This window comes from Bradyrhizobium sp. SZCCHNR1093, from assembly GCF_032381175.1.
Lineage (GTDB): Bacteria > Pseudomonadota > Alphaproteobacteria > Rhizobiales > Xanthobacteraceae > Bradyrhizobium.
Map to the genome: position 1 here is coordinate 975,986 of NZ_JAUHJJ010000002.1, position 15,741 is coordinate 991,726.

A 15,741-nucleotide genomic window follows, 5' to 3' on the forward strand; every position below is an offset into this window, starting at 1 on the left:
CTCATGGGGTGCGTAACGCGACACGCAACGAAGCGTCGTGCCTGTCGGCGCGCTGGCTCTCATCAACGGCGGGACCCGTGAATACCAACCTCCAACCCCTCCCCGCAAGGGGAGGGGAGCGCACCGCCTGCGCGGCGATAGCGTGCCTTGAACGCGCTGCCCGAACGGTCATGCCGCTACGACGATCAAGTCCTCAAAACGTCCCCGCCACCGTCACCCGGAACGTCAGCGGCTCGATCGGGTGCAGCACGCGGTCCATCACGCCAGTCTGGCAGACCTGCGCCGGAACCGGCGTCGCGGGCGGCGACACATAGCAGTCCTTGTAGAGCTGGTCGGTCGGCAGCAGCGAGCCGTAACCGTAGGAGATCTGGCTGGCCTTGGTGTTGAGCAGGTTCAGCACGTCGAGCTGGATGCGCCAGCCATTGGCGTCGCGGAAGCCGATGCGGCCGTTGAACACGCTGGTCGCGGTCGAGCGGAAGTAGTTGTCCTCCGTCAGCGGCGTCGCGCCGAGATAGCGCCAGCGCAGGCCGCCGAACCAGCCGGTCTTCTCGCCCAGCGTGATGCCGGCCGAGGCGATCATCGACGGCGCGTTGGGGATGTAGTTGCCGGGCGCATTGCCGCGCAACACCTCGGCGGGCGCCCCGGCCGCGACGAGCTGATTATAGGCATCGGCCTGGTCGGTGTTGTCGCCGACGAAGCGGGCATGCGTCATCGCCAGATCGGCATCGATGTCGATCCACGACGCCGGCCGATAATGGTTGGTCAGCTCGAAGCCGTAGCGCCGGCTCGGCCGGCTCGCCTCGGTGTCGCCGGCATCGCCGGAGAACAGGATCTCCGAATCCTGGTTGAGCATGAAAAGGCTGAGCGACGAGTCGAGTCCCGGAATGATGCGCGTGCGTACGCCGACCTCGGCGCCCTTGGTGCGGACGAGAAGCGGCGAGGAGGCGAGCTTGTTGGTCGGATCGGCCGGATCCTCGGTGGTGGTCGCGCCGCGGGCATCGTTGCTGTGCATGCCATAGCCCGCGCCAAGGAAGAATTCGGTCTTGTCGAACGGCCCGATCACCATGCGGAATTTCGGGCTGCCGAGGCTGGCTGCGGCATCGCCGGTGTTGTTGCCGTTGGTCAGCGAATACACGTGGGTCTGATAATAGTCGCCGCGATAGCCGACCGTGGTGCGCAGCCAGTCGGTCCAGCGCACCGTGTTTTCGACATAGAGCCCGACGCTGCCTTCGCCGACCTTGTCGGCGCGAACGACGCCGGTGTTGTTGGCATCGATGTCGGAGAGCAGCACCCGCTGACGGGTGTTGGTCAAGGCGAGCGCGATGTCGTCGTAGCGCGTCTGGATGCCGACGGTCGTCTCCATCGGGCGCCCGGCAAGGCTGCCGTCGAAGGTGCGCGACGCATTGGCCCCGAGCATCAGCCGGTCGTCATGCTGGTGGAACTGGTCGCCATAGGTGGGGTTGCTGAGTGCGTAGGTGAAATTGTTGTAGAGATCGAGCTGGCTCTTCACCACATAGGCGTTGGCCTTCCAGGAGCCGGCGTCGTCGGTGCCGGCGATGCGGCCGGACAGCGCGAAGCGGTTGGTCTTGCCGCCGTCGGTCGGATCGACCGCATCGTAGCGGCCGAGCAGGCCGGAGGTGATGGCGCGCTCCGGCACTTGGTCGGTCGAGGTCCAGCGGTTCGCATAGGCCATGCCGGTGATCGAGAAGCCGTCGGTCGCGGTGCCCTGCGAATACCGGATCAGGCCGTTCAGCTTCTTCGCATCATCGGGCGTGGTCCACGGTCCGTCGTAGCGGCCGGCCTCGCCGGCGACCAGCAGATGGCCATCGCCGACATGCACCGAGTCCATGCCGAAGAAGCGGCGATAGCCGAAGCTGCCCGCCGTCATCTGCGCGATCGCCTTCGGCACGCTGTCGACCAGCCCGATATGCACGCTGCCGACCGAGGCGAAGTCGCCCTCGTCGGCGAAGTAAGGCCCCTTGCGCACGTCGACCCGGCCGATCGTCTCCGGCATCAGCCAGTTGAGATCGGCATAGCCCTGGCCATGGGCATGGGTGCGCATGTTGACCGGCACATCGTCGACGAAGAGCGCGAGATCGGTGCCGTGGTCGAGATTGTAGCCGCGCAGGAAATACTGGTTGGCTTTGCCCTCGCCCGAGTGCTGCGTGACGATCAGGCCGGGCACCGCTTCGAGCACCTCGCCGGGCCGCGTGGCCGGGCGGGCGTTGATCTCCTCGCCGGAGATCACGACCTCGCTCGCCATGCCCTGCGGCTGCGCCGGGCCGGAGCCGACATTGGGCGCGCCGGACGGTGCAGCCGCGGCCGTGGCGGCCGAGATCACATTCGCAGCCGCACCGGCCGCGCCCGGCTTCGGCCGCTGCGCCGCGCGCCGGACCTGCGGCTTCGGCTTGGCCGTGCGTCGGGGGGCATCCACGTCGACCGTCGGCAACTCGGCAGGGGCCCGTTCCGGATGGGCGTTTGCCTGCTGCGCCAATGCCGCCATCAGCACGCCAACACTCGCCCCACGCCACCGCATCGTCACGCCCCTAGAGCTCGCCACAGGGCATGCATCTTCAACTGCCGCGCGCCTTCGTTGGCCCGCGACATGCTCGCTTGGATCGCCCTACTGTCGAATGTTAAAGAACGCTAAGGTGACACCGGTATGATGTCAACGTGAATACATCATACTCATGCGGTGGATAGGCGCTTGCCGCGCAGCTCGAGGAGACGGACATGCAGCGCCTGACGATCACGATCGACGACGATCTGCTGGCCGAGGTCGACGCCTTCATGGCCCGGCGCGGCTACGACAATCGTTCGGAGGCGTTTCGCGATCTGCTGCGCAGCGGCTTAGAGACGGCTGACGCCGGCGCCAGCGACAGCCGCCACTGCATCGCGACGCTCAGCTACGTCTACGACCATGCCGCGCGCGAACTGCCGAAGCGACTCACCCAGGAGGCGCACGATCATTCCGGCCTCGCCCAGGCGACCCTGCACGTGCACATCGACCAGGAGAGCTGCCTCGAGGTCACCGTGCTCAAGGGCGAGCGCCGCGAGGTCAAGGCCTTCGCCGACCACGTCATCGCCGAACGCGGCGTCCGCCACGGCCACGTCGCGATGATGCCGGTCGAGGCGGCGCAGGATCATGAGCACGCGCACAGCCATTCGCATTCTCACAGCCACAGCCATTCGCATTCCCACACCACGAAGAGCGGGAAGAAGTAGAAGCGGCTCGGCAAGGACAGTAGGGTGGGCAAAGGCGCGCCCCCAATCCTGCTGATCACACTCGATGCATCACGCGCCGTGCCCACCGCGGCGCATCGGCTGAGAATGGTGGGCACGGCGCCGTTGCATCGTCACCCGTGGCTGCGGCGGAGCAAGGCGTCCTTGCGCCGACGTGTCCCCAAGCCGATCAGGCGGAGGCAATCGAGAGTCTTGGCGCGGCCCCTGGATCGCGTCGCTTCGCTCGCGATGACGCCGTGCTACTGCGGTCGCGCGCCCTAGAATGCCGTCGCTCGTGCCGGTGATGACAATGGTACGAGATGCCGCAGGTACTTTGGCAGCGGCGGGGAAGGTTTAATCCTGAAACGCGTCAACTGGTGCATTCACGACAGCAGATATTCCGTCGCTGTTGCGCCCAGAATCCCATTTTGTCCCGAAGCGGACATTGTTCATCGTGGGCTTATCGAACGAAACGCAATCCATCTAGCCGCCGACGATCGTTCGAGCCAAACCTTCATACGCTCGCTTACCCAATGGAGCGTATGCTCACGAGCGATGTCCGTGCCCGGATGTCGATCTGCGCGGAAGGAATGTGTGCCCTGGACCTGCAATTCGGGCGTAGGCCGGACGGCGAGAGCCCACAACCGAGGCATCTGCGCCAGAAGAGTGGGTTCGTGGGAGCATCCCAAAATGTAGTCCTCTGGTTCGCCTGTCTCGGGATACGACATCGGCTCATTGGTATCCGTGCTCCAAGTCTGCCAATCGAGGCGGACGACTTTCCCATACTGAGTCTGCTCGAAGTCAAAGCCAGTCAACTGGCTGCGTTCAAGGTCACGTCGAAATTCGTCGGTGACGATGATGAAGCCGAATGGCTGGGTCATCGGCGGCACATATGGGCCAGTGCGCAAGATGCGGATGATCGGCGGTCCGACGCACTCGGTCGCTTCAACGAGGCCGTTCAAAAGAATATCGCCGTAGTCACCCCAGGGAGATCTGACGGATTCCATAGCGAAGAACTTTGACATGGTAGGCCCAGGATGCGCGGCTGCCGAGCTTCGATTGCCCCAATCCGCAACCGCTTGCAAGGTCGGCTCGCGCCCCTTCTCGGACGCTAGGCTTCTTCCGCGGATACGGCGCCGTGGTATCGTCGCCCGCTGCTGCAGCGGTCGCGCGCGGTTAAAGCCGGCTGCGCGCAGAATCCGATTTCGTTTGCCCGATCAAGCTGATTTGCCCTGTCCAGTCCCTCGCGCAAAAATTTTCATCTTCCATTTTTCCGAATTTCATGGTTGTCTACCGCCATCCCGGCTCGATCGAAGAGGGACGTTTCGCGGTCGTCACGAGCGTTGGAGGCGGGGAGTGGTGGCCTGTCGGCGCGCAGCGCGCTGGAATCGCGAGCGGACGAACGCGACCGGCAGGACGATGAAGTCGTATGGTCCTGGCGCCCCGATGCTGGCGTCAAGTTCGCAGCAGATGCTCGCGCATCTGCGCGGGCGACGGTGGCTACAAGCCCGGACACCGGGGAGATTACGTATAAATCGTAAGCCCATCGCGCGGGGAGGGCCGGGTGTGTTCGGCCAGACCTGTGGTACCTGCCGCCTGCATTTTTTTGAGCAGGCGGGCCACGGGCGCGGCCAGCGCCCGGCCTTCCCTGCACCCTCCGATCGATCCGAGGGTGATCCGAACGCAAAGCTCGGGCGTCACCAGCCGCGAGAAGGAGAGCGCATGTCTTATGCTGGCATATCTCGGGCTGACATGTCTTGCGCCGATATCTGTTGTGCCGACATCGGCGCGCGCATCGCTGCGGTCAGCGGCGTCTCAACTCTTGATGCTGTAGGTCGCGAGGAACATGCGGACGGCGCTCGCCACCACCTTGTGCGTCTCGTCGGGCGAGGGGGCGGGGGCTCCCTGAAAGATGAAGGGCAGGAACAGCGTGGCCTGGCACATCAGCTGGAATTGCGATGCGGCGAGGTGACAATCGTCAATGGCGAGCTCCTTGGCATCGACACGGGCCTGCAGATAGGCCGCAAGCCGGCCGATCGTGCCCTCGATGACGCAATCATAGTAGCGCCGCCCCACCTCCGGCATGCGTTCGGCAATCGCCATCACGGTGCGGATCGCCGATCCGCCGCCGGGGCGGCAGACGACCGCGATCCAGGCGGTGCCGAATTCGTACAGCACGGTCGCGGCGTCGCGGGCGGGATCGAAGCTGAAGTTCGAGGCGCCCCGATGCACGGTCTCCTCCGCGACGATCGCCTCGAACAGGCGGAATTTGTCGGCGAAGTAGACGTAGAGCGTGCCCTTGGAGACGCCGGCCGCGCGTGCGATCTCGCCCATGCTGGCGCCGTCGAAGCCCATGTCCATGAACACCTTGCGGGCGCCTTCGAGGATCTGGCGCCGTTTCGAGGAGTCCTCATCCGGCATCACCTGGGTGGTGTTATGGTCCGCCTCAATCATTGGTTTAGGCTGTTCCCGAAGATTTGGCCGGCGCCAACGTCACCAAGGCATCCGCGCGGATATGTTGCGATAGCGAAGATGTATATTGACCGAACGGTTCGGTCAATGGTAGATGTGGATTGACCGAACGGTTCGGTCGGGATTTTCGGGGCCTGAGCGGCCCCGCTGTCATGGGTGGGAGTCTCTGATGGCCGCTGCAAGAGATCAGGCTGTACGGGCGCGCCGTCCGGACGCCGAGGAAACGCCGAAACAGCCGAGCGCTGAGTCGGCCCGCCCGCAGCCCAGCGACACGGCGCAGCGCAAGCCGGCTGATGCCAAGCCGGCTGAGCTGAAGGCAGACGTCAGCACCGAGGCGCCATCCGAACGGCCCGCGCCGGCCGGCGCTCCTGCCGCAGCGAAGCCGCAAGCCGAGCCCGCCGCCGCGCCGAAATCCGGCAAGCGCAAGCGCGTGCTCGCCAGCATCGGCGTGCTGCTCGCGCTCGCCGCCGCCGGCTATGCCACGCACTATTATCTGGTCGGCCGCTTCATGGTTTCGACCGACGATTCCTATGTCCGCGCCAACAACACCATGCTGGGCGCGCGCGTCTCCGGGCACATCCAGGAGATCGTGCCGCGGGACAATTCGGTGGTCCGCAAGGGCGACGTGATCTTCCGCATCGATGACGGCGACTACAAGATCGCAGTCGACGCCGCGCGCAGCAAGATCGCCACCCAGGAGGCGACCATCGCGCGCATCGGCCGCCAGGTCGCCGCGCAGCAGAGCGCCGTCGAGCAGGCGCAGGCCAATCTCACCTCATCCGAAGCCGCGATGAAGCGCGCCGGGCTCGACTATGAGCGCCAGCAGGCGCTGAGCAGCAAGGGTTTTGCCTCGCATGCGACCTTCGAGCAGTCGGAAGCCACGCGCGATCAGGGCATGGCCGGGGTGCGCGCCGCGCGCGCCGCGTTCGACGCCGCCCGCGACAATGTCGAGGTGACGAAGGCGCAGCAGGTCGAGGCCCAGGCGCAGCTCGCCGAGCTCAAGACCTCGCTCGCCAAGGCCGAGCGCGATCTCGAATTCGCCACCGTGCGCGCGCCGGTCGACGGCACCTTCTCCAACCGCCTCGTCAACACCGGCGATTTCGTCGCGGTCGGCCAGCGGCTCGGCAACGTCGTGCCGCTCGATGACGTGTTCATCGACGCCAACTTCAAGGAAACCCAGCTCAGGCGTATCCGTCCGGGCCAGCCGGTGACCATCAAGGTTGATGCTTACGGCGCGCGCGGCTTCAAGGGCGTGGTCGACAGCATCTCGCCGGCCGCGGGTTCGGTGTTCACCCTGCTGCCACCGGACAACGCGACCGGCAACTTCACCAAGATCGTGCAGCGCCTGCCGGTGCGCATCCGCGTGCCGAAGGACGTGGCGCGGCAGAACCTCTTGCGCGCCGGCATGTCGGTCTACGTCACGGTGGACACCACCGACGGCGCCAAGGATGCCGACAGTGACGGAGATCTCGACGCGCCGGCGACGGTGCAGGGGAAGTAGCAAGTTGATCTAACCGGCGCGCTTGCATTCGCTGTCGCGTCATCGGAAGTCAGCTCCCTCCCCCTTGCGGGCGAGGGTTGGGGTGGGGGGCTCCGGGCGAGACCGCCGTTGGGGACCCCCACCCCCGACCCCTCCCCGCAAGGGGGAGGGGGAGCGCACCTGTGACGCGGCGCGGTCATCGACTCCAGCGGACTCATTAGACCATGGCCACCGCCACCACAGCCAATCCCACCATGAGCGCACCGGCGGCGCCGTCGGACCGCATCGCGCCGCGGCGGCTGATCGCGTTCCTGATCATGGTGTTTGGCATGTTCATGTCGATCCTGGACATCCAGATCGTGTCGGCGTCGCTCAGCGAGATCCAGGCCGGACTGTCGGCGAGCTCCAGCGAAGTGTCCTGGGTGCAGACCGCCTATCTGATTGCCGAGGTGATCGCGATTCCCTTGTCCGGCTTTCTGTCGCGCGCGCTCGGCACGCGGCTGTTGTTCGCGATCTCGGCCGCGGGATTCACCATCTCCAGCTTCCTGTGCGGCTTCGCGTCCTCGATCGAGCAGATGATCGTATGGCGCGCGCTCCAGGGCTTTCTCGGCGCCGGCATGATCCCGACCGTGTTCGCCTCGGCCTACACGGTGTTTCCGCGCTCCAAGTTCAACGTCGTCGGCCCGATCATCGGGCTCGTCGCCACCCTTGCGCCGACGGTCGGCCCGACGGTCGGCGGCTACATCACCGACGCGATGTCCTGGCATTGGCTGTTCTTCGTCAACATCCCGCCGGGCATCCTCATCACGGTCGGCGTGCTCGCCTTGGTCGATTTCGACGAGCCGCATTTCGAGCTGCTCGACCGCTTCGACTGGTGGGGCCTGCTGTTCATGGCCGGATTCCTCGGCTCACTCGAATACGTGCTGGAGGAGGGGCCGCAATATGAGTGGCTGCAGGACACGTCGGTGGCGATCTTCGCCGCGGTCTGCGCCGTCTCGGCGGTGTGCTTCTTCTGGCGCGTGCTGACGGTCGACGAGCCGATTGTCGACCTCTATGCGTTCGGCGACCGCAACTTCACGGTCGGCTGCCTGCTGCAGTTCTGCATCGGCATCGGCCTCTACGGCCTGACCTACATCTATCCGCGCTATCTCGCCGAGGTGCGCGGCTACAGCGCGCTGATGATCGGCGAGACGATGTTCGTGTCGGGCGTGACCATGTTCCTGATGGCGCCCGTGGTCGGCCGGCTGATGGTGAAGATCGACATGCGCCTGATCATCGCCTTCGGCCTCGTCATCTTCGCCATCGGCTCCTACCAGATGACCGGGATCACCCGCGACTACGATTTCTGGGAGCTGTTCGTGCCGCAGGTGCTGCGTGGCGTCGGCATGATGTGCGCGATGGTGCCGACCAACAACATCGCGCTCGGCACTCTGGCGCCGGACCGCGTCAAGAACGCTTCGGGCCTGTTCAACCTGATGCGCAATCTCGGTGGCGCGGTCGGACTCGCCGTGATCAACCAGGTGCTGAACGACCGCACCGACCTGCACATCTCGCGCCTGCACGAGCGCGTGACCTGGGGCAATGCGACCGCGGTCGAGACCCTCAACATGCTGCAGCAGAAGCTGCAGGGCATGGGCGACTCGGCGCTGATGGCGATGAAGCAGCTCTCGCAGATCGTGCACCGACAGGCCGTGGTGATGGGCTATGGCGATGCCTTCTTCATGCTGACCTGCTTCTACATCGCGCTCAGCTTCATGGTGATGCTGCTCAAGAAGCCGAGCTCGCCGATGGCGGGCGGCGGCGACGCACATTGACGTGAGCGGCTCCTGCGCGTGCCGCGGGTTGCCAAATCATACCGTCGATGGTATGGAGCAGGAATTGTCGCTCGAACCGGGGAGATTTGCATGACCACATCGCATCTGCAGATCGCATGCACCCGCTCGATGCCTGTCTTGGTGTTCGGCCGCTCGCTTTGAGCACCATCGCTTAACTTCCCAACGCCTGATTACTTATCCGCAGACCGCGCCTGCCGCGTCCGTCTGCCTCATTTGGAGCCGGCCTGGCGCGACGAGCGCGGCCGGATGATGCCATGACCGTCGACGTCTCCGGCCTGAAGGCCGACAAGCGTCCCGCCGCGATCCGCGTCGTGATCCCGTTCGTGACCCGCCACTGGCTGAAGCAGCCGCGTATGACCCTCGGCATTGCGTGCGCGCTGTTGGGCGCCACCGCTGCCGATCTGTTCATGCCGCTGTTCTCCGGCCGGCTGGTCGATGCGCTCACTCTGGGCCCAGGCAATGCCGATGCACGGCACAGCGCGCTGGTGGCGTTCGCCGCCATCGTAGGCCTCGGCTTCGCCTCGATCGTGCTGCGATTGTCGGGCCTGCAACTGATCGTGCCGTTCACGCTCCGCATCATGTCCGATGTCGCGCGCGACGCGTTCGTGCGCGTGCAGCGGTTCTCGACCGACTGGCACGCCAACAGCTTCGCCGGCTCGACCGTGCGCAAGATCACCCGGGGCATGTGGGCGCTCGACCTCTACAACGACACCATCCTGCTGGCGCTGCTGCCGTCGCTCTCGGTGCTGCTGGGCTCGATGGTGCTGCTCGGGCTGCACTGGGGCGCTCTGGGCGGAGTGATCGCGATCGGCGCAGTGCTCTATGTCGCGATGACCGTCGTGTTCTCGACCCGCTACATCGCCCCGGCCGCGCGCATCTCCAATGCCTGGGACACCAAGGTCGGCGGCACGCTGGCCGACGCGTTGAGCTGCAACGCGGTGGTGAAGTCGTTCGGCGCCGAGGCGCGTGAGGACGGTCGGCTGATGCGCGTCGTCAGCCGCTGGTCCCGGCGGGTCAATCGCACGTGGCTGCGCTACAACACCACGGCTGCGGTGCAGCTCGGCGTGCTCTTGTGCCTGCGCTCCTCGGTGATCGGCGGCGCCGTGCTGCTGTGGATGGCAGGCAAGGCCTCGCCGGGCGACGTCACTTATGTGCTGACCAGCTATTACGTGATCCATGCCTATCTGCGCGACGTCGGCATGCACATCAACAACCTGCAGCGCGCGGTCAACGACATGGACGAGCTGGTGGCGATCCATGGCGAGCCGATCGGCATCGTCGATGCGGCGGACGCGAAGCCGATCGCGGTGACCGGCGGGCACATCGTATTCGATGCGGTGACGTTCCACTATGGCGGCCATCGCAGCTCCCTCTACGACAGGCTGTCGGTGGACATCCGGCCGGGCGAGCGGATCGGGCTGGTCGGGCGCTCGGGCTCCGGCAAGACGACCTTCGTCAAGCTGGTGCAGCGGCTCTACGACGTCAGCGGCGGCCGCATCATGATCGACGGCCAGGACATCGCGCACGCCAAGCAGGACTCGCTGCGCAGCCAGATCGCGATCGTGCAGCAGGAGCCGATCCTGTTCCACCGCTCGCTGGCCGAGAACATCGCCTATGGCCGGCCCGGCGCCAGCCAGGCCGAGATCGAGCAGGCGGCGCGGCTCGCCAACGCGCATGAGTTCATCGCGCGCCTGCCCAAGGGCTACGGCACGCTGGTCGGCGAGCGCGGCGTCAAGCTGTCGGGCGGCGAGCGGCAGCGAGTGGCGCTGGCGCGGGCGTTCCTGGCGGACGCGCGCGTGCTGATCCTGGACGAGGCGACGTCGAGCCTCGATTCGGAATCGGAGGCGCTGATCCAGGAGGCGATGGAGCGGCTGATGAAGGGCAGGACGGCGATCGTGATCGCGCATCGTCTGGCGACCGTGCGCAGTCTCGACCGCATCCTGGTGTTCGATCGCGGCCGCATCGTCGAGCAGGGCAGCCACGCCGCGCTGGTCGGCAGACCCGGCGGGCTCTATCGCAGCCTGTTCGAGCGCCAGGCCACCGAGTTCGGCCAGCTCTCGGCGGCCGGATGATCAAAATGGTGAGGGGCCCGGCGCTGTCGGCGCCGAGCCCCTCATGAACATATCAGCCGGCCTGTAAGCCGGGTTCTGTAGGGCACCGTCAAGCTTGCGCATGACGATACGTGACGGCCATTCCTCTGGGATCGCGCTTGCGCGCGACCTCGGGCAACCTACCCGGACGGCGAGCCTGACATCGCTCCGGCGGACGTCATCGCCTTGGCATCATCTGCCTTGGCGATTGTCTCCGCGTGGCCATCCCTATTCGGTTTTGCTCCCGGTGGGGTTTACCATGCCGGTTCCGTTGCCGGCCCCGCGGTGCGCTCTTACCGCACCTTTTCACCCTTACTGCCTCCCTCGCGGGAGGAAGCGGTTCGTTCTCTGTGGCACTATCCCTGGGGTCGCCCCCGCCGGACGTTATCCGGCACCGCATGTCGATGGAGCCCGGACTTTCCTCCCCGGCGGCCTTTCGGCACCTGCCGGAGCGGCCGTCCGGCCGACTGATGCAGCTTGAATGGGGCTTCTCGACCAGCACGTCAAGCCATCGCCATGCCGGCGGAAAATATTATCCTTCGCGTGTCGTTCCGTGTCGACGCCGTTCGACTGGATGTCGGCGATCCAGCCGAAGAGAGGAGCAAGTCCGATGCAGTATCTGTTGATGATCTACCTGAATGAGGCCGAATACGCGAAGATCGAGAAGGAGGCTGAAGGCAAGATGCTGGCGGAGTACCAGACGTTCACCCAATCGATCATCTCGAGCGGCAATTACAAGGGCGGTGACCGGCTGCAGCCGACCTCGACGTCGACGACCGTGCGGGTGCGCGACGGCAAGATCCTCACCACGGACGGTCCGTTCGCCGAGACCCGAGAGCAGCTAGGCGGCTACTACATGATCGAGGCCAAGAATCTCGACGAGGCGATCGGGATTGCCGCACGTATTCCCGGCGCCCGTTTCGGCTCGATCGAGGTGCGGCCGGTCTGGCAATACAATCATTGAGACCGGTGCGGCTCGCTGCCGAGAAGGTCACCGATGACGCCTGATGCGATCGACAGGGTGTTCCGTGATGAGGCCGGCCGCGCACTCGCGACCTTGATCCGGCTCGTCGGTGACTTCGATCTGGCTGAGGACGTGCTGCAGGATGCGTTCGCTGCGGCGCTGCTCAAATGGCGGGGGTCCGACGCCCCCGCCAATCCGCGGGCGTGGCTGGTCAACGTCGCCCGCAACAAGGCGATCGACCGGATCCGGCGGCGGAGCAATTTTCGCGACAAGGAGGCGGAGATCGTTCATGCGATCGAGCGTGACGCCGCCAACGACGACGCGCCGTCCGATCTCGACGATGACATGCTGCGGCTGATCTTCACCTGCTGCCATCCGTCGTTCGCGCCGGAGGTTCAGGTGGCGCTGACGCTGCGCACGGTCTGCGGCCTCACCACCGCCGAGGTCGCCCGCGCCTTTGTCGCCGGTGAGGAGGCGATGGCGCAGCGCCTCGTGCGCGCCAAGCAGAAGATCCGCCTCGCCGGCATTCCCTATGAGGTGCCGGGACGCGACGCGCTCGAGGAGCGACTGCGCGGCGTCCTGACCGTGATCTATCTGGTGTTCACGGAGGGCTATCTCGCGACCTCAGGTACCGAGCTGATTCGCGAGGATCTCGCGCGTGAGGCGATCCGGCTGGGTCGCCTGCTGCTTGGCTTGATGCCGGAGGCGCGCGACATCAAGGGCCTGCTCGCGTTGATGCTGCTGCACGATGCGCGGCGCGCCGGCCGTACCAATGCGGCGGGCGACATCGTCCTGCTGGAGGAGCAGGACCGCGCGCTGTGGAATCGCGAGCAGATCGCTGAAGGGCTGGGGCTGGTCGAACAGGCCCTGGGCATGAAGGGGCTCCCGCAGCCCTATACGGTCCAGGCGGCGATTGCCGCGCTTCATGCTCAGGCCTCCAGCTACGCTGAAACGGATTGGCGGCAGATCGTGGGGCTCTACGAGGTTCTGCTGCGGATCGCGCCATCGCCCGTGATCGAGCTCAATCATGCAGCCGCCGTGTCGATGGTCGATGGCCCGGCGCGGGCGCTGGCGCTGGTCGATGCGCTGGCCGCGCGCGGCGGATTGAAGCAGTACGATCTTCTACCGGCGGTGCGGGCGGACCTCCTGCGGCGGCTCGGTCGGCGCGACGAGGCGCGCGCCGGCTACCGCGAGGCGAGCGCAGCCACGCAGCTCGCGCCGCTCAGGCGTCTGTATGCACGGCGGCTCGGTGAGCTCGACGCTGAGGCCTGACGTGTCAGACGCGCGGCGCCTGATCCTCGGCCGGCAGGCTCGTCAGCAGCGCATGCAACGTCCACAAGGTCGAGCGGTCGGCGATGCCGTCGATCTTTTCGGGGCGGAAGTGCCGTTGGAACGCGGTGACGACATCCATGGTGATGCCGTCGAATTTGCCCGTGATCGGCACGCCATAGCCGTATTTGGCGAGCGCCTTCTGCAAGCCCTTGACGTCATCGCCGATGCTGCCGAGCTTCAACGTCTCGCCCTTGGTGATCGCCGCCGGCTGCACCCAGTGGCCCACGCCCGAATTCGCCAGCGAATGCCACGGGAATTTCTCGCCGGGATCCTTCTTGCGCGCGGGCGCCACGTCGGAATGCCCGAGCACGCGATGCGCCGGCACATTGCGGCGAAGCATGATGCCTCGGCACAGCGCGATGACCGCCGCGATTTGCCGCGGTGGGAAATCCGGATAGCCCCAATCGTGGCCGCGATTGACGATCTCGACACCAATCGAGCAGGAATTGATGTCCTCGTCGCCGCCCCAGGACGAGAGACCCGCGTGCCAAGCGCGGAAGGCCTCCGGTACGCACTGGACGATGCGTCCGTCCTCAAGCACGACGTAATGGGCGGACACCTCGCTGCCGGCGGTGCAAAGCTTGGTGATCGCCCCTTCGACATCCGGCATTCCGGTGTAATGAAGAATGATCATGTCCGGCTGGCGCCCACCCTTGCGCTCGCCGAAATTGGCCGACGGGATCACGTCGGAGGCGATCGACGAGTCCGGCGTGAAGACCGGCAGGTCGGAAACGCCCTTGGGGATCGGCAGCGCACGGGGACGCTTCGATTCCGGCTTGTCGGATGGATTTGGCATGAACGACTCGAAGCGGACGGCGGCGGCGATGGCTCAAACCGAATATGGGCAGGCACTACTCTTTTACATGTCCCAGCCGCAATCGAAATCGCATGCGAGCCCTCGCTATTGAGCGGACCGTTGTATGGCGATTGCCAGTCCGCCGAACGGCGCGACGGCGTGCAGGACGAACGGTCTACCGGGCAGCTCCGCCTCGCGGTCCAAGTGCCCAACATCCGCCACAGACCGTCAACTGTTTGTTAACGCTAAACGCCGTTACTGAGTGGTGAAGAGCCAAGCCGGCTTTCGGGACGGCAAGCCGCCACGATGCAAGGTCCTGCACGGCAGATCACGATCGAAAGCGGTTCCGGGGCGCTCCGGCGCCGCGCGATCGCTGTCGGATCGAGGGTCTCGACAAGGCCGGATCGTGCCGCTGATGTGGGGACGGCTCGACGGATGACCGACCGTCCCGGGAGATGGCTTGGCGAATTGACGGGCGCGAGGATCGAAGGCGCGATGGGCTCGCTGCCGAACAAAGTCAGTCTGAAGCAACGGCGCGCTTGCGGAGCGGCCGCGTGAGCACGGCTGACCAGCGACACGTCCCGGTGCTCGGCCCCGAAGCGGTCGAGATGCTGGCGCCGCGCGCCGGCGGAACCTATGTCGATGCGACCTTTGGCGCGGGTGGCTATACGCGCCTGATCCTGGCGACGGCGGGAACACGGGTGATCGGGATCGATCGCGACAGCACCGCAATCGCCGGCGGCGCGAGTCTCCTCGCCGAAGCGGGCGGTCGCCTGACACTGGTCGAGAACCGCTTCTCGGCATTGGCCGACATCTGTGCATCGCAAGGCCTCACACATGTCGACGGCGTCGTGATGGATGTCGGCGTATCCTCGATGCAGCTCGACTCCGCCGCGCGAGGCTTCTCGTTCAGGTTCGACGGCCCGCTCGACATGCGGATGGGCGGCACGGGGCCGACGGCTGCCGATGTCGTTGCGCACGCTGCCGAGCGCGATCTGGCCGACGTCATCTACATCTTTGGCGAGGAGCGGCACTCCCGCGCCGTGGCGCGGGCCATCGTCGCCGCGCGCAAGGAGCAGCCGATCACGACGACGCGGCAGCTCGCCGACATCGTCGCGCGCGTGGTGAGATCGAAGCCTGGCGACATCCATCCGGCGACGCGCACGTTCCAGGCGTTGCGCATTCTCGTCAACGAGGAGCTGGACGAGCTCGAACAGGCGCTGGCGGCAGCGGAGCGCGTGCTGGCGCCGGGCGGCCGCCTCGCGATCGTCTCGTTCCATTCGCTCGAGGACCGCATCGTCAAGACGTTCCTGGCCGAGCGCAGCAGGACTGGCGGCGGCTCCCGCCATCGGCCCGAGGTGGCCCAGGAGGCACCCAGCTTCCAGCTGCTCAACCGCAAGCCGGTGGTGGCCGCGGAGACCGAGACCGAAGCCAATCCCCGGGCACGCTCCGCCAAGCTGCGCGGCGCCGAACGCACGGCCGCGCCGGCGCACGCCTCGGCATCATCATCCCCCTGGCCGCGCCTGGCCGACGTCCTGCGAGGAGGGTGA

At 66.0% G+C, this 15,741-nt stretch carries 11 protein-coding genes and 1 other RNA gene; 7 read left to right on the forward strand and 5 right to left on the reverse strand.

Annotated elements, in window-relative coordinates:
• Nucleotides 1-193 precede the first annotated feature (193 nt).
• Nucleotides 194-2,536 carry a TonB-dependent receptor gene (locus tag QX070_RS10155; RefSeq protein WP_315736757.1) on the reverse strand — a complete coding sequence of 781 codons (2,343 nt, stop codon included), beginning with the start codon at nucleotides 2,534-2,536 and terminating at the stop codon, nucleotides 194-196.
• A gap of 197 nt (nucleotides 2,537-2,733) precedes the next feature.
• Between QX070_RS10155 and nikR the strand changes: the two genes are divergently transcribed.
• Entirely contained in the window at nucleotides 2,734-3,225 is a 492-nt protein-coding gene (nikR, locus tag QX070_RS10160; RefSeq protein WP_315736758.1) for a nickel-responsive transcriptional regulator NikR, read from the forward strand.
• Nucleotides 3,226-3,671: 446 nt separating this feature from the next.
• On the opposite strand, the gene QX070_RS10165 is transcribed toward nikR, so the two are convergent.
• Nucleotides 3,672-4,247, reverse strand: coding sequence for a hypothetical protein (locus tag QX070_RS10165; RefSeq protein WP_315736760.1), 576 nt, complete (start codon nucleotides 4,245-4,247; stop codon nucleotides 3,672-3,674).
• 790 nt (nucleotides 4,248-5,037) lie between these two features.
• Nucleotides 5,038-5,676 (reverse strand): TetR/AcrR family transcriptional regulator, encoded by a 639-nt coding sequence (locus QX070_RS10170; RefSeq protein WP_315736761.1) that lies wholly within the window; start codon nucleotides 5,674-5,676, stop codon nucleotides 5,038-5,040.
• A 187-nt stretch (nucleotides 5,677-5,863) separates the two neighbouring features.
• Here QX070_RS10170 and QX070_RS10175 point away from each other — a divergent pair, with 187 nt between their 5' ends.
• The 3 genes from QX070_RS10175 to QX070_RS10185 all read left to right on the forward strand — a co-directional run bounded on the left by QX070_RS10175 (nucleotide 5,864) and on the right by QX070_RS10185 (nucleotide 11,081).
• The gene (locus QX070_RS10175) at nucleotides 5,864-7,195 is read left to right on the forward strand and encodes an HlyD family secretion protein (RefSeq protein ID WP_315736762.1); all 1,332 of its coding nucleotides are present in this window, start codon (nucleotides 5,864-5,866) and stop codon (nucleotides 7,193-7,195) included.
• A 203-nt stretch (nucleotides 7,196-7,398) separates the two neighbouring features.
• Complete coding sequence (locus QX070_RS10180; RefSeq protein WP_315736763.1) at nucleotides 7,399-8,988, forward strand: DHA2 family efflux MFS transporter permease subunit; 1,590 nt, start codon at nucleotides 7,399-7,401, stop codon at nucleotides 8,986-8,988.
• A gap of 275 nt (nucleotides 8,989-9,263) precedes the next feature.
• Nucleotides 9,264-11,081, forward strand: a complete 1,818-nt coding sequence (locus QX070_RS10185; RefSeq protein ID WP_315736764.1) for an ABC transporter ATP-binding protein — start codon at nucleotides 9,264-9,266, stop codon at nucleotides 11,079-11,081.
• A gap of 48 nt (nucleotides 11,082-11,129) precedes the next feature.
• On the opposite strand, the gene rnpB is transcribed toward QX070_RS10185, so the two are convergent.
• An RNA gene (gene rnpB, locus QX070_RS10190) (RNase P RNA component class A) lies at nucleotides 11,130-11,570 on the reverse strand.
• 139 nt (nucleotides 11,571-11,709) lie between these two features.
• Here rnpB and QX070_RS10195 point away from each other — a divergent pair.
• Nucleotides 11,710-12,063 carry a YciI family protein gene (locus QX070_RS10195; RefSeq protein WP_315736765.1) on the forward strand — a complete coding sequence of 118 codons (354 nt, stop codon included), beginning with the start codon at nucleotides 11,710-11,712 and terminating at the stop codon, nucleotides 12,061-12,063.
• A gap of 33 nt (nucleotides 12,064-12,096) precedes the next feature.
• Nucleotides 12,097-13,335, forward strand: a complete 1,239-nt coding sequence (locus QX070_RS10200; RefSeq protein WP_315736766.1) for an RNA polymerase sigma factor — start codon at nucleotides 12,097-12,099, stop codon at nucleotides 13,333-13,335.
• A gap of 4 nt (nucleotides 13,336-13,339) precedes the next feature.
• Here the strand turns inward: QX070_RS10200 and QX070_RS10205 are convergent, their stop codons facing one another.
• Nucleotides 13,340-14,191, reverse strand: a complete 852-nt coding sequence (locus tag QX070_RS10205; protein ID WP_315736768.1) for an N-acetylmuramoyl-L-alanine amidase — start codon at nucleotides 14,189-14,191, stop codon at nucleotides 13,340-13,342.
• A gap of 554 nt (nucleotides 14,192-14,745) precedes the next feature.
• On the opposite strand from QX070_RS10205, the gene rsmH reads away from it, so the two are divergent.
• A complete protein-coding gene (rsmH, locus tag QX070_RS10210; RefSeq protein WP_315736770.1) occupies nucleotides 14,746-15,741 on the forward strand; it encodes a 16S rRNA (cytosine(1402)-N(4))-methyltransferase RsmH in 996 nt (331 codons plus the stop codon).